Origin of the sequence: Streptomyces sp. NPDC090741 (assembly GCF_044769045.1) — a bacterium.
Taxonomy (GTDB): Bacteria; Actinomycetota; Actinomycetes; order Streptomycetales; family Streptomycetaceae; genus Streptomyces.
Genome location: NZ_JBIVXF010000004.1, coordinates 39,772 through 65,999 on the forward strand (window position 1 = coordinate 39,772; position 26,228 = coordinate 65,999).

At 72.2% G+C, this 26,228-nt stretch carries 22 protein-coding genes; 5 read left to right on the top strand and 17 right to left on the bottom strand.

Going from position 1 to position 26,228, the window contains the following annotated elements; genetic code table 11:
- Positions 1-103: 103 nt before the first annotated feature.
- A complete protein-coding gene (locus tag ACIQU4_RS12310) occupies positions 104-1,261 on the bottom strand; it encodes an acyl-CoA dehydrogenase family protein (protein WP_030156437.1) in 1,158 nt (385 codons plus the stop codon).
- 194 nt (positions 1,262-1,455) lie between these two features.
- On the opposite strand from ACIQU4_RS12310, the gene ACIQU4_RS12315 reads away from it, so the two are divergent.
- Complete coding sequence (locus tag ACIQU4_RS12315; protein ID WP_403728607.1) at positions 1,456-2,799, top strand: UDP-glucose dehydrogenase family protein; 1,344 nt, start codon at positions 1,456-1,458, stop codon at positions 2,797-2,799.
- A 69-nt stretch (positions 2,800-2,868) separates the two neighbouring features.
- Here ACIQU4_RS12315 and ACIQU4_RS12320 read toward each other — a convergent pair whose 3' ends face one another.
- The 4 genes from ACIQU4_RS12320 to ACIQU4_RS12335 form a co-directional block, all read right to left on the bottom strand.
- Positions 2,869-4,020 (bottom strand): dipeptidase, encoded by a 1,152-nt coding sequence (locus ACIQU4_RS12320; RefSeq protein WP_403728609.1) that lies wholly within the window; start codon positions 4,018-4,020, stop codon positions 2,869-2,871.
- A gap of 111 nt (positions 4,021-4,131) precedes the next feature.
- On the bottom strand, positions 4,132-5,310 hold the full coding sequence (locus tag ACIQU4_RS12325) for a dipeptidase (RefSeq protein ID WP_403728611.1): 1,179 nt from the start codon (positions 5,308-5,310) through the stop codon (positions 4,132-4,134).
- The gene (gene purE, locus ACIQU4_RS12330) at positions 5,307-5,843 is read right to left on the bottom strand and encodes a 5-(carboxyamino)imidazole ribonucleotide mutase (RefSeq protein WP_403728613.1); all 537 of its coding nucleotides are present in this window, start codon (positions 5,841-5,843) and stop codon (positions 5,307-5,309) included. Before purE ends, ACIQU4_RS12325 begins: the two co-directional genes overlap by 4 nt.
- Positions 5,840-6,979: a 5-(carboxyamino)imidazole ribonucleotide synthase gene (locus ACIQU4_RS12335; RefSeq protein WP_403728615.1), complete on the bottom strand. Its 1,140-nt coding sequence runs from the start codon at positions 6,977-6,979 to the stop codon at positions 5,840-5,842. Before ACIQU4_RS12335 ends, purE begins: the two co-directional genes overlap by 4 nt.
- A 234-nt stretch (positions 6,980-7,213) precedes the next feature.
- Here ACIQU4_RS12335 and ACIQU4_RS12340 point away from each other — a divergent pair, with 234 nt between their 5' ends.
- Positions 7,214-7,750, top strand: a complete 537-nt coding sequence (locus tag ACIQU4_RS12340) for a GtrA family protein (RefSeq protein ID WP_403728617.1) — start codon at positions 7,214-7,216, stop codon at positions 7,748-7,750.
- Positions 7,751-7,783: 33 nt separating this feature from the next.
- On the opposite strand, the gene ACIQU4_RS12345 is transcribed toward ACIQU4_RS12340, so the two are convergent.
- Both ACIQU4_RS12345 and ACIQU4_RS12350 read right to left on the bottom strand, forming a co-directional pair.
- Positions 7,784-9,049, bottom strand: coding sequence for an ATP-binding protein (locus ACIQU4_RS12345; protein WP_403728618.1), 1,266 nt, complete (start codon positions 9,047-9,049; stop codon positions 7,784-7,786).
- 15 nt (positions 9,050-9,064) lie between these two features.
- Positions 9,065-9,742, bottom strand: a complete 678-nt coding sequence (locus ACIQU4_RS12350) for a response regulator transcription factor (protein ID WP_099891841.1) — start codon at positions 9,740-9,742, stop codon at positions 9,065-9,067.
- A gap of 496 nt (positions 9,743-10,238) precedes the next feature.
- Between ACIQU4_RS12350 and ACIQU4_RS12355 the strand changes: the two genes are divergently transcribed.
- Positions 10,239-11,756 (top strand): peptide MFS transporter, encoded by a 1,518-nt coding sequence (locus tag ACIQU4_RS12355; RefSeq protein ID WP_403728620.1) that lies wholly within the window; start codon positions 10,239-10,241, stop codon positions 11,754-11,756.
- 101 nt (positions 11,757-11,857) lie between these two features.
- Here the strand turns inward: ACIQU4_RS12355 and ACIQU4_RS12360 are convergent, their stop codons facing one another.
- The 8 genes from ACIQU4_RS12360 to hutU all read right to left on the bottom strand — a co-directional run bounded on the left by ACIQU4_RS12360 (position 11,858) and on the right by hutU (position 21,566).
- Positions 11,858-13,147 (bottom strand): hypothetical protein, encoded by a 1,290-nt coding sequence (locus ACIQU4_RS12360; protein ID WP_403728621.1) that lies wholly within the window; start codon positions 13,145-13,147, stop codon positions 11,858-11,860.
- Between the two features lie 14 nt (positions 13,148-13,161).
- On the bottom strand, positions 13,162-14,223 hold the full coding sequence (locus tag ACIQU4_RS12365) for a hypothetical protein (protein ID WP_403729568.1): 1,062 nt from the start codon (positions 14,221-14,223) through the stop codon (positions 13,162-13,164).
- Positions 14,224-14,246: 23 nt separating this feature from the next.
- The gene (locus ACIQU4_RS12370) at positions 14,247-15,320 is read right to left on the bottom strand and encodes a hypothetical protein (protein ID WP_403728622.1); all 1,074 of its coding nucleotides are present in this window, start codon (positions 15,318-15,320) and stop codon (positions 14,247-14,249) included.
- 17 nt (positions 15,321-15,337) lie between these two features.
- Positions 15,338-16,006, bottom strand: a complete 669-nt coding sequence (locus ACIQU4_RS12375) for an LPXTG cell wall anchor domain-containing protein (RefSeq protein ID WP_403728623.1) — start codon at positions 16,004-16,006, stop codon at positions 15,338-15,340.
- Between the two features lie 113 nt (positions 16,007-16,119).
- Positions 16,120-17,298, bottom strand: a complete 1,179-nt coding sequence (hutI, locus tag ACIQU4_RS12380) for an imidazolonepropionase (RefSeq protein ID WP_403728625.1) — start codon at positions 17,296-17,298, stop codon at positions 16,120-16,122.
- Positions 17,299-17,329: 31 nt separating this feature from the next.
- Positions 17,330-18,670 (bottom strand): formimidoylglutamate deiminase, encoded by a 1,341-nt coding sequence (locus ACIQU4_RS12385; RefSeq protein ID WP_403729570.1) that lies wholly within the window; start codon positions 18,668-18,670, stop codon positions 17,330-17,332.
- Positions 18,661-19,866: an allantoate amidohydrolase gene (locus tag ACIQU4_RS12390; protein ID WP_403729573.1), complete on the bottom strand. Its 1,206-nt coding sequence runs from the start codon at positions 19,864-19,866 to the stop codon at positions 18,661-18,663. The genes ACIQU4_RS12385 and ACIQU4_RS12390 overlap by 10 nt, the downstream gene beginning before the upstream one ends.
- Before the next feature lie 35 nt (positions 19,867-19,901).
- Complete coding sequence (gene hutU / locus ACIQU4_RS12395; protein ID WP_403728627.1) at positions 19,902-21,566, bottom strand: urocanate hydratase; 1,665 nt, start codon at positions 21,564-21,566, stop codon at positions 19,902-19,904.
- Between the two features lie 104 nt (positions 21,567-21,670).
- Between hutU and ACIQU4_RS12400 the strand changes: the two genes are divergently transcribed.
- Entirely contained in the window at positions 21,671-23,023 is a 1,353-nt protein-coding gene (locus tag ACIQU4_RS12400) for a diaminopimelate decarboxylase (RefSeq protein ID WP_403728628.1), read from the top strand.
- Positions 23,024-23,061: 38 nt separating this feature from the next.
- Here the strand turns inward: ACIQU4_RS12400 and ACIQU4_RS12405 are convergent, their stop codons facing one another.
- Positions 23,062-23,907, bottom strand: coding sequence for a MurR/RpiR family transcriptional regulator (locus tag ACIQU4_RS12405; RefSeq protein ID WP_403728630.1), 846 nt, complete (start codon positions 23,905-23,907; stop codon positions 23,062-23,064).
- Between the two features lie 204 nt (positions 23,908-24,111).
- Between ACIQU4_RS12405 and ACIQU4_RS12410 the strand changes: the two genes are divergently transcribed.
- Positions 24,112-24,483, top strand: coding sequence for a hypothetical protein (locus tag ACIQU4_RS12410; protein WP_403728632.1), 372 nt, complete (start codon positions 24,112-24,114; stop codon positions 24,481-24,483).
- A gap of 336 nt (positions 24,484-24,819) precedes the next feature.
- Here the strand turns inward: ACIQU4_RS12410 and ACIQU4_RS12415 are convergent, their stop codons facing one another.
- Positions 24,820-26,205 carry a cystathionine beta-synthase gene (locus ACIQU4_RS12415; RefSeq protein ID WP_403729575.1) on the bottom strand — a complete coding sequence of 462 codons (1,386 nt, stop codon included), beginning with the start codon at positions 26,203-26,205 and terminating at the stop codon, positions 24,820-24,822.
- Between the last annotated feature and the right edge of the window lie 23 nt (positions 26,206-26,228).

Genomic DNA, 26,228 nt, shown 5'->3' on the forward strand with positions numbered 1-26,228 from the left:
CACGCCGGGGGCCTTGCCGTTCATGCCCGGAACGCCCGAACGGACCGAAGCCGATCGCCGCTCCCCGATCACCCGAGAGGGCGGCTGACCTGCGAAAACCTTGCTACGGCAGGTTGCGGGCCATGACGATGCGCTGGACCTGGTTCGTGCCCTCGTAGATCTGGGTGATCTTCGCGTCGCGCATCATGCGCTCGACCGGGTAGTCGCGGGTGTAGCCGTAGCCGCCGAGGAGCTGGACGGCGTCCGTGGTGACCTCCATGGCGATGTCGGAGGCGAAGCACTTGGCCGCCGCGCCCAGGTACGTCAGGTCGGCGTCACCGCGCTCGGAGGCGGCGGCGGCCTGGTAGGTCAGGGCGCGGGCGGCCGAGACCTTCATGGCCATGTCCGCGAGCATGAACTGCACGCCCTGGAAGTCGCCGATCGGCTTGCCGAACTGCTTGCGCTCCTGGACGTAGCCCTTGGCGTAGTCCAGGGCGCCCTGGGCGATGCCGAGCGCCTGGGCGGCGATGGTGATGCGGGTGTGGTCGAGGGTCTTCATCGCCGTGGCGAAGCCGGTGCCCTCGGCGCCGATCATGCGGTCGGCCGGGATCCGCACGTTGTCGAGGTAGACCTCGCGGGTCGGGGAGCCCTTGATGCCGAGCTTCTTCTCCGGGGCGCCGAAGGAGACGCCCTCGTCCGACTTCTCGACGACGAAGGCGCTGATGCCCTTCGAGCGCTTCTCCGGGTCCGTCACGGCCATGACCGTGTAGTACTCGGAGACGCCCGCGTTGGTGATCCAGCGCTTGACGCCGTTGAGGACCCAGAAGTCCCCGTCGCGCACGGCGCGGGTCTTCATGCCGGCGGCGTCCGAGCCCGCGTCGGGCTCGGAGAGGCAGTATGAGAACATGCCGTCGCCCTTGGCCAGCGGGCCGAGGTACTTCTTCTTCAGGTCCTCGGAGCCGGAGAGGATCACCGGGAGCGAGCCGAGCTTGTTCACGGCCGGGATCAGGGAGGAGGACGCGCAGACGCGGGCCACCTCCTCGATCACGATCACGGTGGCCAGCGCGTCCGCGCCGGCGCCGCCGTAGATCTCGGGGACGTGGACGGCGTGCAGGTCGTTGGCGACGAGCGCGTCGTGGGCCTCCTGCGGGAAGCGTGCCTCCTCGTCGACCGCGGCGGCGAACGGCAGGATCTTCGCCTCGGCGAGCGAGCGGACGGACTCGCGGAGCATGTCGTGCTCCTCGGCCGGGCGGTACAGGTCGAAGTCGGCAGAACCCGCCAAGACTCTCACTCCCCAAGTGTGATGCGTGATGCTAACTACCGTTAAGTAACCCAAATCTTAGTGTCCGGCGTCCCGCCAGCGATATGTACGGGGTACGTGAGCTGCGTGACAGCCGGGTCTCCTGGGGAACGTCCCCCCGGACCGGCCCGACTATGCTCAGTGGCCGCAAACGGCCCCGCACCTCTGGAGCACCCATGGCCCCCCTCAGGATCACTGTGATCGGCACCGGCTACCTCGGCGCCACCCACGCCGCGGCGATGGCGGAGCTGGGCTTCGAGGTGCTCGGGCTGGACGTGGTGCCGGAGAAGATCGAGATGCTGTCCGCGGGCCGGGTGCCGATGTACGAGCCCGGGCTGGAGGAACTCCTCGCCGCGCACGTCGAGGGCCTGCCGGGCTCCACCGGGCGGCTGCGCTTCACGCAGTCCTGGGAGGAGGTCGGCGCCTTCGGCGACGTCCACTTCGTCTGCGTGAACACCCCGCAGAAGCACGGCGAGTACGCGTGCGACATGAGTTACGTCGACTCCGCGATCGAGTCCCTCGCCCCGCACCTGACCCGGCCGGTCCTGGTCGTCGGCAAGTCCACCGTGCCGGTGGGCTCGGCGGAGCGGCTCGCCGCGAAGCTGACGGGGCTGGCCCCGGCCGGCGACGAGGTCGAGCTGGCGTGGAACCCGGAGTTCCTGCGGGAGGGCTTCGCCGTACAGGACACCCTGCACCCCGACCGGATCGTGATCGGCGTCCAGGGCGACCGCGGCGAGAAGCTGCTGCGCGAGGTGTACGGGACGCCCATGGCGGAGGGCACCCCGCTGGTGGTGACCGACTTCCCGACCGCCGAGCTCGTCAAGACCGCCGCCAATTCCTTCCTCGCCACCAAGATCTCCTTCATCAACGCGATGGCGGAGGTCTGCGAGGCCGCCGGCGGCGACGTGGTCAAGCTGGCCGAGGCCATCGGCCACGACGACCGCATCGGCAAGAAGTTCCTGCGCGCCGGCATCGGCTTCGGCGGCGGCTGCCTGCCCAAGGACATCCGGGCCTTCATGGCGCGCGCGGGCGAGCTCGGCGCGGACCAGGCGCTGACCTTCCTGCGCGAGGTCGACTCCATCAACATGCGCCGCCGCGGCCACATGGTCGAGCTGGCCCGCGAGGCCGTGGGCGGATCCTTCCTCGGCAAGCGCGTCGCGGTGCTCGGCGCCACCTTCAAGCCGGACTCCGACGACGTCCGCGACTCCCCCGCGCTGAACGTGGCCGGGCAGATCCACCTCCAGGGCGGCCAGGTCACCGTCTACGACCCGAAGGGCATGGACAACGCCCGCCGCGTCTTCCCGACGCTCGGGTACGCGGACTCGGCGCTGGAGGCGGCCCGCGGCGCGGAGGTCGTCCTGCACCTCACCGAGTGGCGCGAGTTCCGCGACCTCGACCCGGTGGAGCTGGGCGCGGTCGTCACCGACCGCCTGATCCTCGACGGCCGCAACGCCCTGGACACCGACCGCTGGCGCGCGGCCGGCTGGACGTACCGCGCGATGGGCCGCCCGCGGGCCTGAGCCCCGGCCGGGGACCGGGACCAGGACCGGGACTTGGACCTGGACCTGGACCTGGACCGGAGACCTGGATCACGCCGGTCTGCGGTGCTGGGCGGCGCGGGCCGTGAATTCCGCGTCGCGCAGCACCCGCTGCGCGTTGCCCCAGGTCAGCAGCGCCAGGTCGGTTTCCGACCAGCCCCGCTCCAGCAGTTCCGCAACCAGCCGCGGATAGCCGGAGGGATCGGTCAGGCCCGTCGGCCTGGGGACGCCCGGCTCGGTGCCGAAGGTGGCGCCGAGGCCGACGCAGTCCGGGCCGGCGACGGCCCGTACGTGTTCCACGTGGTCGGCCACCGCGTGCAGGGAGTCCCCGGTCTGCGCGGCGTCGAAGGTGACCATCGCCAGGCCCTGCGCGGCCCGCAGGGCCAGCAGCACCTCGTCGGTCACGTTCCCCGGATGCGGGTTCAGCGCCGCGGCCGCGGTGTGCGAGACGACCACCGGGGCCTTGGAGGCCCCCGCGAGCTGGCAGGCCACCTCCGGCGTGCAGCCGGTCAGGTCCACCAGCATCGCCAGCCGGTTCATCTCCTTGACCACCTCGTGGCCGAAGGGCGACAGCTCCTCCCGGGCCCAGGGCGCTCCCGCGGGCGCGAGGATCCGTACGCCCAGTGCGTGGAAGGCGCGCAGCGCGCCCAGTGAATCGGTCAGCGTACGTCCGGGTACGGGGCCCAGGAACGAGGCGATCCGGCCGCGGTTGCGGGCATCGGCCATGTCGTCCGCGGTCAGCGCGAGGCACAGGCCGTCCGGATAACGGCGCATCAGGGCCAGCGCCATGTCGATCTGGTCGAGGGTGTCGGACACCACCTGGTCGGCGGCCGCGGCCTCGCGCGGCAGCAGCAGCGACCAGAACTGGGCGCCGACCCCGCCGGCGCGCAGCCGCGGGATGTCGGTGTCGACACCGCTGTCGGGGGTGTCGATGTCGTGGTACGGGCTCTGGCGCAGGGTCCATACGAGGGTGTTGTACCCGTCGGCGACGGGATGTACGGACAGCAGCGCGACGGCCCGTTCCAGGGCGCTGCCCGCCACCGGGGCGGGCGTGTCCTCGGCTCCTGCCGAGCCGGGGCCCACGGGGACCGTTTCGGCGGCGTACGCGGTGTGCGCCGCATAGGCGGCGTTGGGTTCATCCTGCAGGTCGGCCATGGCGTTCGGCTCCGGTCTCGGCGGCAGCAGGGAGAGAGATGCTGCCACCGTGACACGCCAGGCGGCCGGATCGCCCGGCGGATGTGGCGTTCGGGTGTCACCCGCAGGTCACACCCTCGCCGCAGCCGCCGGGCAGGCCCGCCGCCGTGTCGCCGGCTGCTACAGCACCGCGTTCGAGGGGCCGCGGGACGCCGAGAGCTCGCGCGCCACCGCCTCCGCGTCGCGCAGCGCCCGTACGGCGTTGGACCAGGTCAGCTTGGCCAGGTCGGCCCGGGACCAGCCGCGCGTGAGCAGCTCCGCGATCAGGTTCGGATAGCCGGCCACGTCGTCCAGCCCGGCCGGGGTGAAGGCCGTGCCGTCGTAGTCCCCGCCGATGCCGATGTGGTCGACGCCGGCCACCTCGCGCATGTGGTCCAGGTGGTCGGCGACCGTGGCGGCCGTGGCCACCGGGCGCGGGCGCTCGGCCTCGAAGGCCCGGTGCAGGGCCATCGCCTCGGGCGTGGTGTCGAGGTGGTGGAAGCCGTGCGCGCGCAGGTTCTCGTCGGCGGCCAGGGTCCACTCGACGGCCGCCGGGAGGATGAACTTCGGTACGAACGTGGCCATCGCCACGCCGCCGTTGGCCGGCAGCAGCTCCAGCACGTCGTCCGGGATGTTGCGCGGGTGGTTGCAGACCGCCAGCGAGGACGAGTGCGAGAAGATCACCGGCGCGGCCGAGACGGCGAGGGCGTCGCGCATCGTCGTCGCGGCGACGTGCGAGAGGTCGACGAGCATGCCGACGCGGTTCATCTCGCGGACGACCTCGCGGCCGAAGTCGCTGAGGCCGCCGTGGCGCGGCTCGTCGGTCGCCGAGTCCGCCCAGTCGATCGTGTCGTTGTGCGTGAGCGTCATGTACCGCACGCCCAGCTGGTGCAGGGCGCGCAGCGTGGCGAGCGAGTTGTTGATGGAGTGGCCGCCCTCGGCGCCCATCAGCGAGGCGATCCGGCCGTCGGCGCGGGCCGCCTCCATGTCGTCGGCCGTCAGCGCCCGTACGAGGTCCGCCGGGTAACGCTCGATCAGCTGGGCGACGGCGTCGATCTGCTCCAGGGTGGCGCTGACCGCCGTGTCGCCCGCGTAGTCGGAGCGCACGTACACCGACCAGAACTGCGCGCCGACCCCGCCGGAGCGCAGCCGGGGGAGGTCGGTGTGCAGCCGGCCGCGCTGGTCGCCGGCGATGTCGCGCTGTGCCAGGTCGTAGCGGACCTGCTCGCGCAGCGCCCACGGCAGGTCGTTGTGCCCGTCGACCACCGGGTGCTCGGCGAGCAGCTCCCGCGCCTCGCTCAGGCGCTGCGCGGCGCTCACTTGCCGAATCCGAAGGAGTCCGCGCCCGCGACCTTGGCCCGCAGCCGCTTGCCCTTCTCGGTGGCCTGGTCGTTCAGCTCCTGCTGGAAGTCCTTCATGCGGACGAGCAGCTCCGGGTCGTGGGCGGCCAGCATCCGTACGGCCAGCAGCCCGGCGTTGCGCCCCCCGGCGACGGAGACGGTGGCGACGGGAACCCCTGCGGGCATCTGGACGATCGACAGCAGGGAGTCCATGCCGTCGAGGTACTTCAGCGGGACCGGGACGCCGATGACCGGCAGCGGGGTGACGGAGGCGAGCATGCCGGGCAGGTGGGCGGCGCCGCCGGCCCCGGCGATGATCGCCTTGAGACCGCGCCCGGCGGCCTGCTCCCCGTACGCGACCATCTCGCGCGGCATCCGGTGCGCCGAGACCACGTCGACCTCGTAGGGGATCTCGAACTCGTCCAGGGCCTGCGCGGCGGCCTCCATGACGGGCCAGTCGGAGTCCGAGCCCATGACGATGCCGATGACGGGACCTGCGGTGGAGGTGCTCATGCGGTGATCGTTCCCCTGAGGTAGCCGGCTGCGTGGCGTGCGCGTTCCAGCACATCGTCCAGGTCGTCGCCGTAGGTGTTGACGTGGCCGACCTTGCGGCCGTGTTTCACGTCCTTGCCGTACATGTGGATCTTGAGCTGCGGGTCGTGGGCCATGCAGTGCAGGTACGCCGCGTACATGTCGGGGTAGTCCCCGCCGAGCACGTTCGCCATGACCGTCCAGCGGGCCCGGGGGCGCGGGTCGCCCAGGGGGAGGTCCAGGACCGCCCGTACGTGGTTGGCGAACTGGGAGGTGATCGCGCCGTCCTGGGTCCAGTGGCCGCTGTTGTGCGGGCGCATCGCCAGCTCGTTGACGAGGATCCGGCCGTCGGTGGTCTCGAACAGCTCCACGGCCAGGTGGCCGGTCACGCCGAGCTCCTTGGCGATCCGCAGGGCGAGGGCCTGGGCCTCGCCCGCGAGGGCCTCGGAGAGGTTCGGGGCGGGGGCGATCACCGTGTCGCACACGCCGTCGACCTGGATGGACTCGACCACGGGGTAGGCCACGGCCTGGCCGTGCGGGGAGCGGACGATGTTGGCCGCGAGCTCGCGGACGTAGTCGACCTTCTCCTCCGCCAGGACCGGCACGCCCGCCCTGAAGGGCGCCTCCGCGTCCTCCTCGCTGCGGACGAACCACACGCCCTTGCCGTCGTAGCCGCCGCGCACGGTCTTGAGGATGACCGGGAAGCCGCCCACCTCGGCCGCGAAGGCCGCCGCGTCCGCCGGATCGCTCACGATCCGGTGGCGGGGACTCGGGGCGCCGATCTCGTCGAGCTTCGCGCGCATCACCCCCTTGTCGGCGGCGTGCATCAACGCGTCGGGCCCCGGGCGGACGGGGATGCCGTCCGCTTCCAGGGCCCGAAGGTGTTCGATGGGCACGTGCTCGTGGTCGAAAGTGATCACATCGCAGCCGCGCGCGAAGGCGCGCAGCGTCTCCAGATCGCGATAGTCGCCGACGACGACATCGCTCACGACCTGGGCCGCCGAGTCCTGTGGGGTGTCACTGAGGAGCTTGAATCTGATGCCGAGGGGGATACCCGCCTCGTGGGTCATGCGGGCGAGCTGACCGCCGCCGACCATGCCGACTACCGGGAACGTCACGTCTCCAGGGTATCCGCCGGTATTCCGCCATCCGGACCTGACCCTGGCCCGTTCTGGTCGACGCGCGTAGCATTCGCGCCCTGCGTGCCGTGCTGTGTGCCGTGCGTCGCACGGTGTGCGAAGGCACAGACGGGCCCCTGGGGCGACACTTAGCATGGGCGGGTTGACCGAAGGCGGCAGACGCCTCCACGGACGCCCCCGACCGGGGCGGTGACGACAGGACTGATCGATCACATGAGCACGCCGCAGCAGGGTTCCGCGCTCGAACGCGTACGCGGCCTCGCCCGCGAGGTCGCGAAGTTCGGGGCCGTCGGCGGCGTGGGTGTGCTCGTCAACCTGGGCGTCTTCAACCTGATCCGCCACACGACCGACCTCCAGGTCGTCCGGGCGAGCGTCATAGCCACCGTCGTGGCCATCGTCACCAACTACCTGGGCTTCCGGTACTTCACCTACCGCGACCGCGCCCGCACCGGCGGCTCCCGCGAGCTGCCGCTGTTCGTGGCCTTCAGCGTGATCGGCCTGGTGATCGAGAACGGCGTGCTGTACACCGCCACCTACGGGTTCGGCTGGGACGGACCGCTCGCCACGAACGTGTTCAAGTTCATCGGCATCGGCACGGCCACCGTGTTCCGCTTCTGGTCGTACCGGACCTGGGTCTTCAAGGCCCTGCCGGAAGCGGAGCCCGTCCAGGCCCCCGCCCCCGCCTCCGTGGTCGCCTCGCCGCGCGGCGGGGCGGCCGGCACCCGCGCCCCCGAGCCCGCCCGCAAGTAGGGCGTCCTGCGCGAGGCCCGAGGCCCGAGGCCCTCAGCGGACCGTCTGCTCCAGGGCCGGCCGCTCCGGCGCCGTCCGGCTCAGGAACAGCGCGAACACCGGCGGCTGTGTCTGCAGCAGCTCCAGGCGCCCGCCGTCGGCCTCGGCGAGGTCCCGGGCCACCGCCAGACCGATCCCGGTGGAATTGCGCCCGCTGATCGCCCGCTCGAAGATCCGGTTGCCGAGGTCCGGCGGAACCCCCGGTCCCTCGTCCGTGACCTCCAGCACCGCCTGGTTCCCGATCACCCGGGTACGCAGCGCGACCGTACCGCCACCGTGCATCAGCGCGTTCTCCACGAGGGTCGCCAGCACCTGCGAGACCGCGCCGGGGGTGCCGACGGCCCGCATGCCCGTCTTGCCGGAGCGCACGATGGCCCGCCCCGCACTGCGGTAGGCCGGCCGCCACTCCTCCACCTGCTGCTTGACGACCTCGTCCAGGTCGAAGGGGACCGCCGAGCCCGTCCGCGGGTCCCGCGAGTTCGTCAGCAGCCGCTCGACCACGTCCGTGAGCCGCTCCACCTGGGTCAGGGCGATGGTCGCCTCTTCCCGTACGGTCTCCAGGTCGTCGGTGACCGTGATCTCCTCCAGCCGCATCGACAGCGCCGTGAGCGGCGTGCGCAGCTGGTGCGAGGCGTCCGCGGCGAGGCGCCGCTCGGCGGTCAGCATCCGGGCGATCCGCTCCGCGCTGGAGTCCAGTACGTCCGCGACCCGGTCCAGCTCGGGGACCCCGTACCGCTTGTGCCGGGGCCGCGGGTCGCCCGATCCCAGCCGCTCGGCGGTCTCGGCCAGGTCGGTGAGCGGGGAGGCCAGCCGGTTGGCCTGCCGTACGGCGAGCAGTACGGCCGCCACGACGGCGAGCAGCGCCACCGCGCCCACCACGGCCAGGGTCCGCCCGACCTCCCGGGTCACCGTGGAGCGGGACTGCTCGACGACCACGGTCTCGCCCTGCTCACCCTTGGCGGTGCCGCGGATGACGCTGTCGGGGATCCGGTCGCCGACCTCCACGGGCGGCTGCCCGGGGACGGTGATCCGGGCGTGGCTGCCGATGTCCAGCTGCTCGGCGAGGGCCTGGCCGTCGATGGGCTTGTGCTCCAGGACGCTCGACTCGACGATGCCCACCAGGCGCAGCGCCTCGGACTCGATGCGGTCCTGGGCGCTGCTGGTGATCGTCCGGGTCTCCACGATCACCAGGGAGACCCCGAAGACGGCGATGACGACGAGCACCACGGCGAGCGTGGAGTTGATCAGGCGGCGGCGCATGGTCCGGGAGGCCGCTCAGCTCTTCTCGAAGCGGAAGCCGACCCCGCGGACGGTGGCGATGTAGCGGGGGTTCGCGGCGTCGTCGCCGAGCTTCTTGCGCAGCCAGGAGATGTGCATGTCGAGGGTCTTGGTGGAGGACCACCAGGTGGTGTCCCAGACCTCGCGCATCAGCTGGTCCCGGGTGACGACCCGGCCGGCGTCGCGGACCAGGACCCGCAGCAGGTCGAACTCCTTGGCCGTCAGCTGGAGCTCCTCCTCCCCCATCCACGCGCGGTGCGATTCGACGTCGATCCGCACGCCGTGGGTGGCGGGGGCCTGGGTCGCCTCGTTGGCGCCGCGCCGCAGCAGGGCCCGGACCCGGGCCAGCAGTTCGGCGAGGCGGAAGGGCTTGGTCACGTAGTCGTCGGCGCCGGCGTCCAGGCCGACGACCGTGTCGACCTCGTCCGCACGGGCGGTGAGCACAAGAATGGGGAAGCCGTGGCCCTCGGCGCGCAGCCGGCGGGCGACTTCGAGGCCGTCCATGCCCGGCAGGCCCAGATCCAGGACGACGAGGTCGACGCCGCCCTGAAGTCCCGCGTCCAGGGCGGTGGGGCCGTCCTCCCGGACCTCGACCTCGTACCCCTCCCGGCGCAGGGCGCGGGCCAGGGGCTCCGAGATGGATGCGTCGTCCTCGGCGAGCAGTACACGCGTCATGTGGGTGATGGTAGTCCGCGGCGGGTGCGTGCAGGGGCGTGCCTGCACACCCCTGCCGATCTGGTCTTATGAAGGAGGGGGGCCTTCGAATGTGGCGAAACGGTTCCCGGCTCGCCTTGTGATCCATCTCTCAAGTCCTTTCATACGCCACAGTGTCGTGTCGTATGGTGGCGAGACGCCTTATGCACTACCTCTGAGACCTTTGTGCCGAAAAGCGCGCCGAAGGTCTCGATTCTGTCCGGATCGATCAGGGGGTCTTGACGACCTGCCTCATCGCATTCGGTGACCGTGAATGACCTGTGGGCCGGGCCCCGCGTGCGAAGGATGCGCGACGGGGCGTGGATCCCGGTTACGGATGTCCCCTGCCCCCCTCCTCAAGGACGGGGGCAGACCCCTGGGCGTGGGGTGGGACAACCCGTCGCCGGTGCCGGCCACCCCCCACCCGGGCGCTGTTCCGCTCACGAAGCGAAGCGTCCCGAGCAAGCAAGGATCGACCATGGCTTCCAGCCTGACGAGGGGCTCGGCGGACCCGTCCACCGAGAAGACCTTCTTCGGCCACCCCCGTGGCCTGGCCACTCTGTTCATGACCGAGATGTGGGAGCGCTTCTCCTACTACGGCATGCGTGCACTCCTGGTGTACTACCTGGTCTCGGGCGGCGCCGACGCCGCCACGGGCAGCCAGGGTGGCGGTCTGGCCATGACCGCGGCCACCACCACGGCCATCTACTCCGTGTACGTCTCCATGGTCTACCTGATGGCCATGCCGGGCGGCTGGTTCGGTGACCGTGTCTGGGGCGCCCGCAAGACGGTCGCCATCGCCGGCTTCGTGATCATGGCGGGCCACCTCTCGCTGGCCCTCCCCGGCCAGGCGATGTTCTTCGTCGGTCTGATCCTCGTCGCAGCGGGCTCCGGTCTGCTGAAGGCCAACATCTCCACGATGGTCGGCCACCTGTACAACGGCCCGGACGACCCGCGCCGTGACGGTGGCTTCACGCTCTTCTACATCGGCATCAACCTCGGTGCCTTCGTGGCCCCGCTCGTCGTCGGCACCGTCGGCAAGGAGCACAACTGGCACCTGGGCTTCGCCCTCGCCGCCGTCGGCATGGGCCTGGGTCTGACCCAGTTCCTGCTCGGCACCAAGCACCTGAGCCCGAAGAGCAGCGTGGTCCCGAACCCGCTGTCCCCGCAGGAGCGCAAGGCCGTCCTCACCAAGGTCGCGTTCGCGGCCCTGGGGATCGCCGTCTTCTACGGTGCCGTGGTCGCCCTCGGCGCGTACACCCTGAACTGGGCCCTGGTCCCGCTGACCCTGGCCGGCCTGTTCATCCCGATCGCCGTCCTGACGCGCATCAAGCGCGACAAGGACCTGTCGGGCGCCGAGCAGTCGAAGATGACCGCGTACATCTGGTTCTTCATCGCCGCCGCCGTCTTCTGGATGATCTACGACCAGGGTGGCTCCACGCTGTCCCTGTTCGCGGACGACAAGACCGCCGGCACCGTCTTCGGCTTCGACTTCTCGGCCACCTGGTACCAGTCGCTGAACCCGCTGTTCGTGATGGCCCTGGCCCCGGTCTTCGCCTGGCTGTGGGTGTGGCTGGCGCGCAAGAACCAGGAGCCGAACACCATCGTGAAGTTCGCGATGGGCCTGGTCCTGATCGGCGCCTCGTTCTTCGTCTTCATCGTCCCGATGGGCATGGCCGGCGACGGCACGAAGGTCTCCCCGATGTGGCTGGTCTCGATCTACATGATCCAGACCATCGGCGAGCTGTGCGTCTCCCCGGTCGGCCTCTCCGTCACCACGAAGATGGCCCCGCAGAAGTACGCCTCCCAGATGATGGGTGTCTGGTTCCTCGCGGTCACCGCCGGTGACTGCATCACCAGCCTCCTGTCCATCGGCGGTGTCGACCTCAACGGCACCTGGGTGATCGCCTTCCAGGCGCTCGCCGCGGCCCTGGCCGGCTTCGCGGTGTACGCGTACCGCAAGAAGGTCCAGGTTCTGATGGGCGACGTGCACTGACGCACCCCCTCTGAAGCGCGCAGCGGCCCGGCACACCTCCTGGTGTGCCGGGCCGCCGTGTTGTCGCCTCCGTCGCGCCCTCCGTCATTCCCTCGTACGGGTTACCGCGTGCCGCGCAGGCGGCGCCAGGGGGTGAACGTGAAGACCGCGCCACCGAGCAGGATCACCGTGCCGGCGACCAGGGCCAGGGCCTTGATCCCGCCCTCGTCCCCGGCGCCCGTCTCGGCGAGACCGCCCGAGGCGCTGGTGGAGCCGGTGGAGCCGGTGGTGGCCGGCGAGCCGGAGCCGCCCTCCTGGGCGGTGGTGTCGAGCTCCAGCGAGACGCCGCTGCTGGCCGCCTTGCAGGGCACGTTGATCGGCGTGGCCCCCGGGGCCATCGTGACGTCGATCGTCAGCTGGTCCGGGCTCAGCGTGACCTTGCCGGTCTTGCCGGGCTTGTAGGTGCCGGTCATGTCGCTGAGGCTGACCGGGGCCTTGTCCGGGATCGGCTCGGCGTTGGCCGGGCCGGAGACCTTGACCATGCCGCTGTCGGCGCCGCCGAGCTTGATGTTCATCGAGGGCTTGAGGGCGCCCGCCGGCAGGGCCATCGGGCTGGCCATCGCGCCCTTGGCGGTCTTGACGGTCAGGTCGTAGCTGCCGCCGTTCTTCTTGGCGTTGATCGTGACCGGGGTCTTGATGCCGCCGGGGACGACCGGGCCGCAGTCGAAGGCGACCTCGACGGGCTTGCCGGGGAAGTCGGTCTGGCCGCCGCCACCGGCGGTGGTGCCGCCGTTGGTCGCCCCGCCGTTGGTAGCTCCGCCGTTGGTAGCACCGCCGTTGGTGGCACCGCCGTTCGTGGCACCGCCGTTCGTCGTGCCGCCGCTGGTGCCGGCCGCCACGTCGATGGTGGCCCCGACGCCCACGGCACCCGTGGGTGCGCACTTGGTGACGAAGGTGCCGAAGGAGAAGGTGACCGCGACGTCGTACTTGCCGGGGGTCAGCGTGATCTTGCCCGCTTTGGTGAGCTTCAGCTTCCCCTTCATCGTGGACATCTGCATGGGGGCCTTCTTGGGGATCGGCGGGTTCTTCTTCTCCCCGACGACCTTCAGCTCGCCGCCCCCGCCACCCACCGTGATCCAGCCGGTGGGCTGGACCGAGTCCTGCGGGATGTCCATCAGGTCCGTGTTGTTCGAGGCCGGCTTCACGGTCTCCCAGGACACGTCGACCTCGTCGCCGACCTTCGCCGAGGCCGGAGCGCTGACCTTGGCGGTGGTCTCGCCCTCCACCGGGTCGCCGCCGCCCGCCGGCGGCACGCACTTGACGTTGAACTTGGTCTCCGCCGCCTGGGCGGGAGTGGCCCCGATGGCTATACCGGCGCCGCCGAGCAGCAGCGCGATCACGGCCGCGCTCACCCTCCGTTGGGTCTTCACAAAGGTCCTTTCGTCGTCGGACTGTTCTCAGACGGTGCGGACGCCTGTGGTGCGTGTGGGGATATCGGCCCCGGCGCGCTGTCCGGGGTGAACCACGGCAGGACCGCCGTGGTGGTCTGGGGGGAGTCCGGCACGGCTTCCGGCCCGGCCTCGAAAGCGCCCGGCTCCGGGGCGCTCGCGCCCCGGTGGCGACCGCCGCCCGGCACCGGGCCGCGCGGGCGGACCTTGTCGACGACGGCCATGCCGATACGGAAGACCGCGGCCGGGATCACCAGCAGGAGCAGGCCCCAGAACAGCAGCACCCCGTACGGGCGGTCCACGCCCCAGGGCTGGGTGGCCACGACCGTGTCGCCGTACTTGAGGGAGACGGTGTAGTCCCCGTGCGCCCCCGCCGCGAGGCTGACGTTCAGCCGGACCTCCGCCTTGCCGCCCGGCGGGATCGTGCCCTTCCACCGGACCTCGTCCCACAGCGGCGCGAACACCCCGTGGGCGGTCCCGAGCTGGAAGACCGGGTCCTTGACCGGGGCCGAGCCGAGGTTGCCGACGGTGACCGTGAACTTCCGGCCGGGCGGGGCGCCGAACCAGGTCAGCACCCCGTCCTCGCCCTCCAGCCGGACCCCGGTGAGCATCGCGAGGCGCGCCGTGCCGGACTCCGCCGGCAGCTCGGCCACCGGATGGTCGGTGATCTTCAGCGGGGCGGCGACGGTGGACTGGTCCCCGTTGACGGAGGTCACGTTGACTACGCAGGGACAGGGCTTGGGGGGTGCCACCACGGCGAGTCGGGCGGCGAAGTGCCCGTCGTCGCCGACCGAGACCGCGGCCCCGTCGGCGTTGGCGCAGCTGTTGGTGCCGCCGATCATGTTCTGCCCGCAGACCAGCAGCATCACCAGGGTCTTGGCGCGCCAGCCGGTGCCGGTGACGGTGATCTCGGTGCCCTTCGCGGCCTCCTGGAGCGAGAGCGCCACGGCGGGCTTGCCCTCGTCGGCGACGGCCGCCGGGGCGGGGGCCGGGAACAGCATCAGAGCGCACAGCGCCAGCCCCGTCGCGATGAGGGCCATGGCCTTGCCGCCGACCGTTGCGCTCACCTGGATGCTCCCGTCAGCTCGTGTTCCGGTGCCCGGTTCCCGGCGGGTACGGGCTCCTCGTCCGCCGGTGGTCCGCCGCGGGCCCGCCTGCCGCGTACGAGGAGCAGCGCGGCCAGGACGACCCCGCCGAGGCCGAGCAGCCCGGCGCCGACCCCGGCCGCGATCCCCCAGGGCACGAACCACGCCGAGGCGGTGGCGGTGGCCGGGGCCGCGCCGGGGGCGGTGACCGTGAGGGCGAGGGCGACCTCGTCGAGGACCGGGGCTCCGGGCCAGGGCTCGGTCAGCGACACCCGCTGGCCGGGGAGCAGTTCCACGGGCAGGACGCGGGAGGTGCGGCCCGGGACCTCGCCGAAGAGCCCCTCGGCGCGCAGGGACAGTTCGGGGGCGAGGGCCACGTTGCCGCGGTTGACCAGGGTGTACGCGACGACCGCGCGGGCGCCCTTGCCGCGTACGGAGACGTCCTCGACCGTGAGGGCGGCCAGCGTCGGGCCGCCGACGCGCAGGTGGACCCGTACGCCCGCCTCGCGGCCGTCCGCGGCGGCGATCACGGCGGCCGGGTGGTCGCCGGGGAGGGCGGCGGGCGGCAGGGTGACCGTGAAGGGGACCACCGCGCGGGTGCGGGGCGGGATCTTCACGGTGGCGGCGGCCCCGAAGCTGATCCAGGAGCCGGCGCCGGGTGCTGCGCCGTTCTGGCGGCCTCCGGCCGCGGGGGTGGGCGGGCGTACGGCGAGGGCCCCGTCGGCCGTGTTGTAGGCGTCGGCCCCGCGCAGGGTGACGGTGCGCTCCCGGTCGGAGGTGTTGGTCAGGGCCAGCCGGTCCTCCAGGACGGTGCCGGCGGGGCCCGCGAGGTAGAAGTACGGGCGGGTCGGCGCGGCGCCTCCCGCGGCGGGCTCGGCGGTCCAGCCGGGCTCGTCGGCGGTGGCGGCGGGCGTGGCGGCGGTGACAGGCGTGGCGGTGGCGGCGGGCGTGGCGGTGGCGGCGCCCGCGGCCCCGAGCAGCAGGGCCGCGGCGAGCAACGCGGTGCACAGGCGCTGGACCGGGGTGGGTGTGGGGGTGTGGAGCACGGGCATGGCCGGGTGTGCTCCGTTCAGGACCGGGCCCGCCGGCCGCGCCGGGTCAGCCAGAGCACGCCGGCGGCGCCGGTGAGCAGCACCGTGCCGCCGAGGGTGCCGAGGGCGAGGGCGGAGTCGGTGGGTCCGGTCTGCGGGAGGGTGTCTTCCGTACCGCCGGAGCCCCCGGACGGCGCGCTGCCGGTCACGTCCAGCTCCAGGGAGGGCTTGGGGCTGTTGCCGGGGGTACAGGTGGTGGTGGTCCCCAGCGCCTTGATGGTGAGCACGCCTGCGGTGAAGGTGACCTTGCCGCTCTTCTTGGGGGTGTAGGTGCCCGAGAGGTCGGTGATCTTGATGGGGGTGTTGGCCGGCACGGCCTCGGGGTTGGGCGATCCCGAGACCGGCACGGACGCCTTCTCGGCGCCGCCGACGAGGATGACGGCGCTGGGGCTCATGGCGCCCTTGCCGAGTTCGACGGGGCTGGACGAGACGCCCTTCTGGAAGGACATCGTCAGCTTGTACCCGTCGCCCTCCTTGACGGCCTTGATGTCGATGGGCGAGACCGCCGACTTGTCCCCGATGGGGGTCTTGCAGTCGTACGCGACGTCGACGACGTCGGCATGGGCTGCGGGGGCTGCCAGCAGGACCGCCGCTGCGGCCAGCGCGGAGGCCAGCGCAAGCGCGGTGGAGCGTTTCCGGTCGGACACCTTCGTCTTCCCCTCGGGCCACGGATTTCTGACGGCACATCAGATCGGTGGCTCAAGGTACGCCCGGGGCCTTACGGAGGGAAGACAAAGGACAGGCCCGGATTGACCGTTCGTCAGTGCGTGCGCAGGCCCTTCTGCCAGACCGCCGAAACCAGCGGAACGCCCGGCCGGTAGGCCAGGTGGACGTGGCTCGGGGCCTCCAGGAGGGCCAGGTCGGCGCGGGCCCCGGGGGCGATCCGGCCGATGTCGGTGCGGCGCAGGGCGCGGGCCCCGCCGGCGGTGGCGGACCAGAGCGCCTCGTCCGGGGTCATCCGCATGTCGCGTACGGCGAGGGCGATGCAGAAGGGCATGGAGCTGGTGTACGAGGAGCCCGGGTTGCAGTCCGTGGACAGCGCGACGGTGGCGCCCGCGTCGATCAGGCGGCGGGCGTCGGGCCACTGGGCGCGGGTGGAGAACTCGGCGCCGGGCAGCAGGGTGGCGACGGTGGTGTCCGCGGCCTGGACGAGGGCGTCGACGTCGGCGTCGGTGAGGTGGGTGCAGTGGTCGGCGGAGGCGGCCTCCAGCTCCACGGCGAGCTGCACGCCGGGCCCGTAGGACAGCTGGTTGGCGTGGACGCGCGGGATCAGCCCGGCGGCGGCGCCGGCGGTGAGGATCGCGCGGGCCTGGTCGCCGTCGAAGGCGCCCTTCTCGCAGAACACGTCCACCCAGCGGGCGTACGGGGCGCAGGCCGCCAGCATCTCGCCGGTGACGAGGTCGACGTAGCCGGCCGGGTCCTCGGCGTAGTCGGGGGACACGATGTGGGCGCCGAGGTAGGTGACCTCCTCGGTGTGCGCGGCCGCGATGCGCAGGGCGCGGGCCTCGTCCTCGACGGTGAGGCCGTAGCCGGACTTGGTCTCGAAGGTGGTGGTGCCCTGGCGGCGGGCCTCGTCGAGATGCCGGACGAGGTTGGCCTCCAGCTCCGCGTCGGTGGCGGCGCGGGTGGCGGCGACGGTGGTCCGGATGCCGCCCGCGGAGTAGCTCCGCCCGGACATGCGGGCGTTGAACTCGGCGGTGCGGTCGCCGGCGAAGACGAGGTGGGAGTGGGAGTCGACGAAGCCGGGGATGAGGGCGCGGCCGTTCGCATCGAATGCCGTGTCCGTGGCGGGGGCGCTGTCGGCCGGGCCGACCCAGGCGATGGTCTCACCGTCGATGACGACGGCCGCGTCCCGGATGAGCCCGAGGGGGCTGCCGTCGCCGAGGGCGGGGTCGTTGGTGACGAGACTGCCGATGTTGGTGACGAGGGTGGTGCTCATGGTTCCCTTCGGGTTCGTTCCGACGACAGCGTCAGCCGCGGAGGGCTGCGATCGATTCGGCCAGGGCCGACGGGACGTCGGGGACCAGGGTGTGGGCGCCGTCGCGGACGATGTGGCGGCCGCCGACCACCGTGTGGCGGACGTCCGATGCGGTGGCGGCGAAGACCGCGGTCTCGGCACCGAGTCGCGGCAGCGGCCCCGCCGTACGGACGGAGTCCAGCGCGATCGTGGTGAAGTCCGCGAGCGCACCCGCCTCCAGGCGCCCCGCGTCGGCGAGGCCAAGGGCGGCATGGCCATCGGCCGTCGCCGCCGTCAGCAGCGCGTTCGCCGTCCAGTGCCCCCGGGTCCGGCTCCGCAGCCGCTCGTCGAGCTCCATCGCGCGGGCCTCCTCCAGGAGGTCGATCACCGCATGGCTGTCGCTGCCCAGCGAGAGCGGGCTGCCCGCGTGCTGGAGCCGCCCGGCCGGGCCGATGCCGTCGGCGAGGTCCCGCTCCGTCGTGGGGCACATGCACGTACCGGTCGTCGTACCGCCCAGCAGCGCGATGTCCCCGTCCGTCAGGTGCGTGTTGTGGACCCCGGTGGTCCGCGGGCCGAGCACCCCGTGGTCGGCCAGCAGCTGCGTCGGGGTGCGCCCGTGCGCGGCCTGGCAGGCCTCGTTCTCGGCGGTCTGCTCGGAGAGGTGGACGTGCAGCGGGGCCTGCCGCTCCTGCGCCCAGCGGGCGACGGTGGCCAGCTGGTCCGCCGGCACGGCGCGTACGGAGTGGATCGCCGCCCCGATCAGCGCGTGCCCGCGCGGCTTGAGGGCCGAGACCCGCTCGGCCCAGGCGTCGGCCGTCCCGTCCGAGAAGCGCAGCTGGTGCGGGTTCGGAGCCTCGCCGAAGCCCGACGACAGGTACGCCGTGTCCAGCAGCGTGATCCGGATGCCGGCCGCCGCGGCCGCCTCGATCAGCGCCTCGCCCATGGCGTTGGGGTCGGCGTACGGAGCGCCGCCACGCGCGTGGTGCACGTAGTGGAACTCGCCGACGTTGGTGATGCCGGCCAGCGCCATCTCCGCGTACACCGCGCGCGCGAGCGCGAAGTACGTCTCGGGGGTGAGGTTCTGGGCGACCTGGTACATGAACTCGCGCCAGGTCCAGAAGGTCCCGGAACCCACCTGCACCAGCGAGCGCAGCGCCCGGTGGAAGGCGTGGGAGTGCGCGTTGGCGAGCCCCGGGACGGTCAGGCCGCGCAGTACCTCGGCCCCCGGCGGCGGGGTCTCGACCCCGGTCCGCAGGGCGCCGATCCGGCCGTCCGCGCCCACTTCGAGGGCGACGCCCGGCTCGACGTGCGTGCCGAGCCAGGCGTGTTCCAACCAGTACGTCTTCACCGGCAGGCCAGTCCTTCCAGTACGTCGGCCAGCGCGAGGACACCGGCCACGCAGTCGTCCTCGGGGGCGAACTCCCGCGGGGAGTGGGAGACCCCGGTGGGGTTCCGTACGAACAGCATCGCGGTCGGGACGGCGGCGGAGAGGATTCCGGCGTCGTGTCCCGCCCCGGTGCCCAGGACGGGGACGCAGCCGCCGAGGATGCGGTTCATCTCGTCGCGCAGTGCGTGCTCGAACTCGACGACCGGGGTGAAGGACTCCCGTACGACGGCCAGGTCGATGCCGTCCTGGTCGGCGCGCTCGCGGGCGGCCTTCTCGATGGCGGTGACCACGGTGTCCAGCGTCGCCTGGTCGGCGGCGCGGGAGTCGAGCCAGCCGCGCACCAGCGAGGGGATGGCGTTGACGCCGTTCGGCTCGACCGAGATCTTGCCGAAGGTCGCGACGGCTCCGGCGAGGGCCGCCTCGGTACGGGCGGCCAGGACGGTCGACGCGTACGTGAGCATCGGGTCGCGGCGGTCCACGAGACGGGTGGTGCCGGCGTGGTTGGCCTCGCCGCGGAAGTCGAAGCGCCAGCGGCCGTGCGGCCAGATCGCGGACGCGATGCCGACGGCGTCGCCGGACAGGTCCAGGGCCCGGCCCTGCTCGACGTGGAGCTCGACGAAGGCGCCGATGCGGGCGAGGCGCTCGGGGTCGGCCCCGATGGCCTGGGGGTCGTACCCGGCGGCCTCCATGGCCTGGGGCAGGCTGATCCCGTCGGCGTCGCGGAGCTCGTACGCCTTCTCCTTCGTCAGCTGCCCGGCGGCGAGCCGGGAGCCGACGCAGGCGAGGCCGAAGCGGGCCCCTTCCTCGTCGCCGAAGTTGGTGATGGCGATCGGCCTGGCGAGCTCCGCGCCCCTCCTGCGGAGTTCGTCCAGGGCCGCGAAGGAGGACACCACGCCGAGGGGGCCGTCGAAGGCGCCGCCGTCGGGCACGGAGTCCAGGTGGGAGCCGGTGACGACGGCGTCACCGGGGAGGACGTCTTCATACGTGTCGGCGCCGAGCCAGGCCCACTGGTTGCCGTTGCGGTCGGTCTCGTACGCGAGGCCGCGGGCCTCGGCCTGGGCCTGGAACCAGGTCCGGCAGTCGGCGTCGGCCCCGGTCCATGCGTAGCGGCGGTAGCCGCCCGATTCGGCGTTGCGACCGATGGGGGCGAGCTCGTTCCACATGCTGTGGAACGAGGCCGCCCCGGCGGGGTTGTCGCTCACGCGTCGTCGCCCTCGCGCATGGGGACGCGGACGCCGCGCTCGTCCGCCACCGACTCGGCGATGTCGTAGCCCGCGTCGACGTGGCGGATGACGCCCATGCCGGGGTCGTTGGTGAGCACGCGGCGGATCTTCTCGCCCGCGAGCTTGGTGCCGTCGGCGACGGTGACCTGGCCCGCGTGGATCGAGCGGCCCATGCCGACGCCGCCGCCGTGGTGGATCGAGACCCAGGAGGCGCCGGAGGCGACGTTGACCATGGCGTTGAGCAGCGGCCAGTCGGCGATCGCGTCGGAGCCGTCGAGCATGGCCTCGGTCTCGCGGTACGGGGAGGCGACGGAGCCGCAGTCGAGGTGGTCGCGGCCGATGGCCAGCGGGGCGGCGAGGGTGCCGTCGGCCACCATCTCGTTGAAGCGCTCGCCGGCCTTGTCGCGCTCGCCGTAGCCGAGCCAGCAGATGCGCGCCGGCAGGCCCTGGAAGTGGACGCGCTCGCCGGCCATCTTGATCCAGCGGTGGAGGGACTCGTTCTCGGGGAAGAGCTCCAGCATCGCCTTGTCGGTCTTGTGGATGTCCGAGGCCTCGCCGGACAGGGCCGCCCAGCGGAAGGGGCCCTTGCCCTCGCAGAAGAGGGGGCGGATGTACGCCGGGACGAAGCCGGGGAAGGCGAACGCGCGGTCGTAGCCGGCGATCTGGGCCTCGCCGCGGATGGAGTTGCCGTAGTCGAAGACCTCGGCGCCCGCGTCCATGAAACCGACCATGGCCTCGACGTGCTTCGCCATGGACTCGCGGGCGCGGGTGGTGAACCCGGCCGGGTCCTTGGCCGCGAACGCCGCCATGTCGTCGAGGTCGACGCCTACGGGGAGGTACGCGAGCGGGTCGTGGGCGCTCGTCTGGTCCGTGACGATGTCGATCGGGGCGCCCTCGGCGAGCATCTGCGGGAGCAGCTCGGCGGCGTTGCCGAGGAGGCCGATGGAGAGCGGCTTGCGGGCGTCGCGGGCCTCGACGGCCAGCTGGAGGGCGTGGCGGAGGTTGTCGGCCTTGACGTCGAGGTAGCGGTGCTCGATGCGGCGCTCGATGGCGCGCGGGTCGACGTCGATGCAGATCGCGACGCCGTCGTTCATCGTCACGGCGAGGGGCTGGGCGCCGCCCATGCCGCCGAGGCCGGCGGTGAGGGTGATGGTGCCGGCGAGGGTCCCGTCGAACTTCTTGGCCGCGACGGCCGCGAAGGTCTCGTACGTGCCCTGGAGGATGCCCTGGGTGCCGATGTAGATCCAGGAACCGGCGGTCATCTGGCCGTACATGGTCAGGCCGAGGGCCTCCAGGCGGCGGAACTCCTCCCAGTTGGCCCAGTCGCCGACCAGGTTGGAGTTGGCGAGCAGGACGCGCGGCGCCCACTCGTGGGTCTGCATCACGCCGACCGGGCGGCCGGACTGGACGAGCATCGTCTCGTCCTGCTTGAGGGTGCGCAGGGTGCGGACCATCGCGTCGAAGGAGCGCCAGTCGCGGGCCGCCTTGCCGGTGCCGCCGTAGACGACGAGCTTGTCGGGGTGCTCGGCGACCTCGGGGTCGAGGTTGTTCTGGAGCATCCGGAGGGCGGCTTCCTGCTGCCATCCCAGGGTGCTGAGCTCGGTGCCTCGCGCAGCACGTACGGGGCGGGGTCCTGACATGGCGGTGCCTCCTCCGATGTTGGGAAATCTATTCACATCCTGACTTCCTGAATAGATTCAGTCAACAGCTGCGGGCCGACCCGCCGGATGATTGGCTGGCGGACATGGCTGCCGAGATGCACGCGCAGGGCGCCGCCGGGCGCCGGGACCTGGCCGTACGGGCCGCCGTGGAGCAGGGACTCGTCGGCGGGGCCGACGACGTGCCGCCGCTGGTCTGTCTGCTGGACACGGCCGGGATCCGGGCCTCCGCCGCCGCCCTGACCGACGCCTTCGCGGCCGCCCTGCCGCCCGGCACCCCCGTTCTGCACGCCTTCGCGGTGAAGGCCTGCCCGCTCGTGCCGGTGCTGCGGCTGCTGGCGGACGCCGGGATCGGCTGCGAGGTGGCCGGCCCCGGGGAGCTGGCGCTGGCCCGCGCGGCCGGGGTGCCGGCCGGGCGGACCGTGCTGGACTCCCCCGCCAAGACGGCGGCCGAGCTGCGCGAGGCCCTGGCGCTGGGCGTCGCCGTCAACGCCGACAACCTCCAGGAACTGGAACGGCTCGACGCGCTGGCCGGCGCCGGCCCGACCCGCTCCCCGATCGGCGTACGGATCAACCCCCAGACCGGGGCGGGCGCCATCGACGCCCTGTCCACGGCCACGGCGACCTCGAAGTTCGGCATCGCCCTGCGCGACCCGGGAGCCCGTGCCCGGCTGGTGCGGGCCTACGCGGACCGCCCGTGGCTGACCCGGCTGCACATCCACTCGGGCTCCCAGGGCGTCCCCCTCTCCCTGATCGCGGAGGGGGTCCGCGACCTCCACGCGCTGGCCGAGGAGATCAACGCGGCGGTGGGGCGCCGCCAGGTCGACACTCTCGACATCGGGGGCGGCCTGCCGGTGAACTTCGCCTCGGACGAGGAGAGTCCGACGTACGCGCAGTACGTCGGCGCGCTGCGCGAGGCGGTGCCCGCGCTCTTCGACGGCGGGTACGGGCTGGTGACGGAGTTCGGCCGGTCGCTGCTGGCCAAGCACGGGCTGGTGCTGGCTCGGGTCGAGTACACCAAGACCACGGGGGCCCGGCCGATCGCGCTCACCCACGCGGGGGTGCAGTTGGCGACCCGCACGGTGTACGCCCCGGCGGAGTGGCCGCTGCGGATCCTGCCGTACGACGCGAAGGGGGCCCCGAAGGACGGCGACCCGGTCCCCCAGGACGTGGCCGGGCCGGCCTGCTTCGCGGGTGACCTCCTGGCGACGGCCAGGGAGCTGCCGCCGCTGGCCCCGGGCGACCTGATCGGCGTCCCGGACACCGGCGCGTACTTCTTCACCGCCCACTACGGCTACAACAGCCTCCCGCGCCCGGCGGTGCACGGCTTCACGGTCACCCCGCAGGCCCGGGTCCGCTTCGCGGAGGTCCGCCCCGCCCAGTCCCTCACGGAGATCGTCGCCGAATCCGGCGGCCCCCTCCGCGACGCCCTGCTGTAGCCGCGAGCCCGCGCCTCAAGAGCCGCGGACGCCGGCCGTCACTCCACGAACAGGCCGCGGGACGCCGCGCGGGCGTCGAAGGCTTCCAGGCGGGCCTGGGCGTCGGGGAGGGCGTCCGCCATCGCCTCCAGGAGGACCCGGCCCAGCAGCATCGGCGCGCACGCCGTGTCGAAGGCCAGGCCCGTGCCGACCGGCGCCGGGATCAGCAGGTCCGAGGAGCGGGCCACGGGCGCGAAGGCCGAGTCGGCGACCGTCACCACCTTCAGCCCCGCCTCCCGCGCGTGGTCCAGCGCCTCCGCCACCTCCCGCGGATACCGCGGCAGCGCGAAGCACAGCAGCGCCGAAGCGCCCGCCCCCGCGGCCGCGTCGATCCGGTCGGCGAGCATCGAGCCGCCCTCGTCGAAGAGCCGTACGTCCGGATGCACCTTGGCGGCGAAGTACGCGAACCCGCGCGCCTGCGAGGACGCCGCCCGCAGCCCCAGTACGGGCAGCGGGCTGGAGGCGGCCAGCACCCGCCCCGCCTCCTCGACCGGCGACGGGTCGGCGAGCATGGCCGACAGCTGCCGCAGGTTCTCGATCTCGCCCTGGACGGCCTGCTGGTACTCGTTGTACGCGTCCTCCTGCGCGGCCGCGGCGGCGCGCTCGGCGGGCGCCACCTCGCGCAGGTGCCGGCGCAGCGCCGGATAACCGTCGAAGCCGAGCGCCACCGCGAACCGGGTCACCGAGGGCTGGCTCACCCCGGCCAGCTCGGCGAGCTCCACGCTCGACAGGAACGGCACGTCCGCCGCCCCGCGCACCATGCAGTGGGCGATCCTGCGCTGGGTGGGCGTCAGCCGGTGCCCCTCGAACAGCTTCTGCAGCCGCGCTGCCGGGCTGTCACTCATCCCGACCCCTCCGTCCCCGTGATTATTCAGTCATCGAGCACTCTGCATGCGGTTATGCAGCACGGCAAGCCGCGGACCGCTCCGCGAGACGCCCCGGGGCGGGACGGCGGCGCGGATACGGGGGATAGGGCGGATACAGGGGATAGGGCGGATACGGGGGCTAACCCCAGTGTCGCGGCCGCCGGCCGTTCCTACGCTGGGCGCATGGAGTCCCAGGAGCTGAAGAAGGATCTCGACGCGACATTGGACGCCCGGCGCGAGCTGGGGCCGGACTACGAGGCCGCGCTCGTGGACTCCTTCGTGGAGAAGGTCGACACGCAGATCCGGCGCCGGCTGGCCGAGGAACGCCTGGCCGCCGCCCGCGCGGGCCACGCCACCGGGCCGTACTTGATGGAGGGCGGCTTCGGCCAACGCTTCGGCTTCGCCATCATCACGCTGGTCCTGGCGATCCCGCTGTCGGCCATCGGCGCAACGCAGGCGGGGTTCAGCGGCCTGCTGGTCGCCTGGGCGGGCGTGCTCGGCGTGAACTTCGTCCACGCGACGAAGCGCCTGCGTCCCCGCGAGCGGGCCGAGTAGCGCCATGACGCCGAGTAGTGCGACCAGCGCCGAGTAACGCCGGAAGAAGTGTGCGCGGGGACCGCCGCACCCTCGCGAGTGCGAGGGGCGGGACGACGGCGGTCCCCGCGAAGGACACGGGCCGGGTCAGGGCCGTCCGCGTCCGTGGCGTTCGCGCGGTCCGGGAGCCGCTCCGGAAGTACGCCAACGCCGTTCGGTGGTGCCGGCCGGGACGTTTCCGTTCCCTGCCGACAACCACCACTGTGCCGGAGGCGTGTTAAGCCGGTGCTGCCGTCACATGACGGGCCCGTACCTTTTGTGCGACAGGCACTTCGGCCATTCCTTGCGGTACTTCGGCTACTTCGCGCCCTTCGCGAGGAACGCCAGCAGGTCCTGACGGCTCACCACACCGGTCGGCTTGCCCTCGACCAGCACGATCGCCGCGTCCGCCTCGCCCAGTACGGACATCAGCTCCGACACGGGCTCGCCCGAACCGACCTGCGGCAGCGGCCGGCTCATGTGCTTCTCCAGCGGGTCCGACAGCGAGGCCTGCTTCGCGAACAGCGCCGCCAGCAGCTCCTTCTCCACGACCGAGCCGATGACCTCGGCGGCCATGACGTCCGGGTGGCCGGCGCCGGGCTTGACGATCGGCATCTGGGAGACGCCGTACTCGCGCAGCACCTCGATGGCCTCGCCCACGGTCTCCTCGGGGTGCATGTGGACCAGGGAGGGGATGCCGCCCTCCTTGTCGCTGAGCACGTCGCCGATGCGCGCGGCGGGGCCGGCCTCCTCCAGGAAGCCGTGTCCCGCCATCCACTCGTCGCTGAAGATCTTGCTCATGTAGCCGCGGCCGCTGTCCGGCAGCAGGACGACGACCACGTCGTCCGGACCGAGCCCCTCGGCGGCCTTCAGCGCCGCGACGACCGCCATGCCGCAGGAGCCGCCGACGAGCAGGCCCTCCTCCTTGGCGAGGCGGCGGGTCATCTGGAAGGAGTCCTTGTCGGACACCGCGATGATCTCGTCCGTCACGTTCGGGTCGTACGCGGTCGGCCAGAAGTCCTCGCCGACGCCCTCGACCAGGTACGGGCGGCCCGAGCCGCCGGAGTAGACCGAGCCCTCGGGGTCGGCGCCGATGACCTTGACCTTGCCGCCGGACACCTCCTTGAGGTAGTTGCCCGTACCCGAGATCGTGCCGCCCGTGCCGACGCCCGCGACGAAGTGGGTGATCTTCCCGTCCGTCTGCTCCCACAGCTCGGGACCGGTGGTCTCGTAGTGCGAACGGGGGTTGTTCGGGTTGCTGTACTGGTCCGGCTTCCAGGCGCCCGGGGTCTCGCGGACGAGGCGGTCGGAGACGTTGTAGTACGAGTCCGGGTGCTCCGGGTCGACGGCCGTCGGGCAGACCACCACGTCGGCGCCGTACGCGCGCAGCACGTTGATCTTGTCCATGGACACCTTGTCAGGGCAGACGAAGATGCACTTGTAGCCCTTCTGCTGGGCCACGATGGCGAGTCCTACACCGGTGTTGCCGCTGGTGGGCTCCACGATGGTGCCGCCGGGCTCAAGGGCACCGCTCTGCTCGGCGGCCTCGATCATCCGGACGGCGATCCGGTCCTTCACGGATCCACCGGGATTGAAGTACTCGACCTTGGCAAGGACGGTGGCCTGCAGGCCTTCGGTCACACGGTTGAGCTTCACCAGCGGGGTGTTGCCGACGAGGCTGATCATCGAGTCGTGGAATTGCACCATGTTCTCCAGGGAGGGGACTC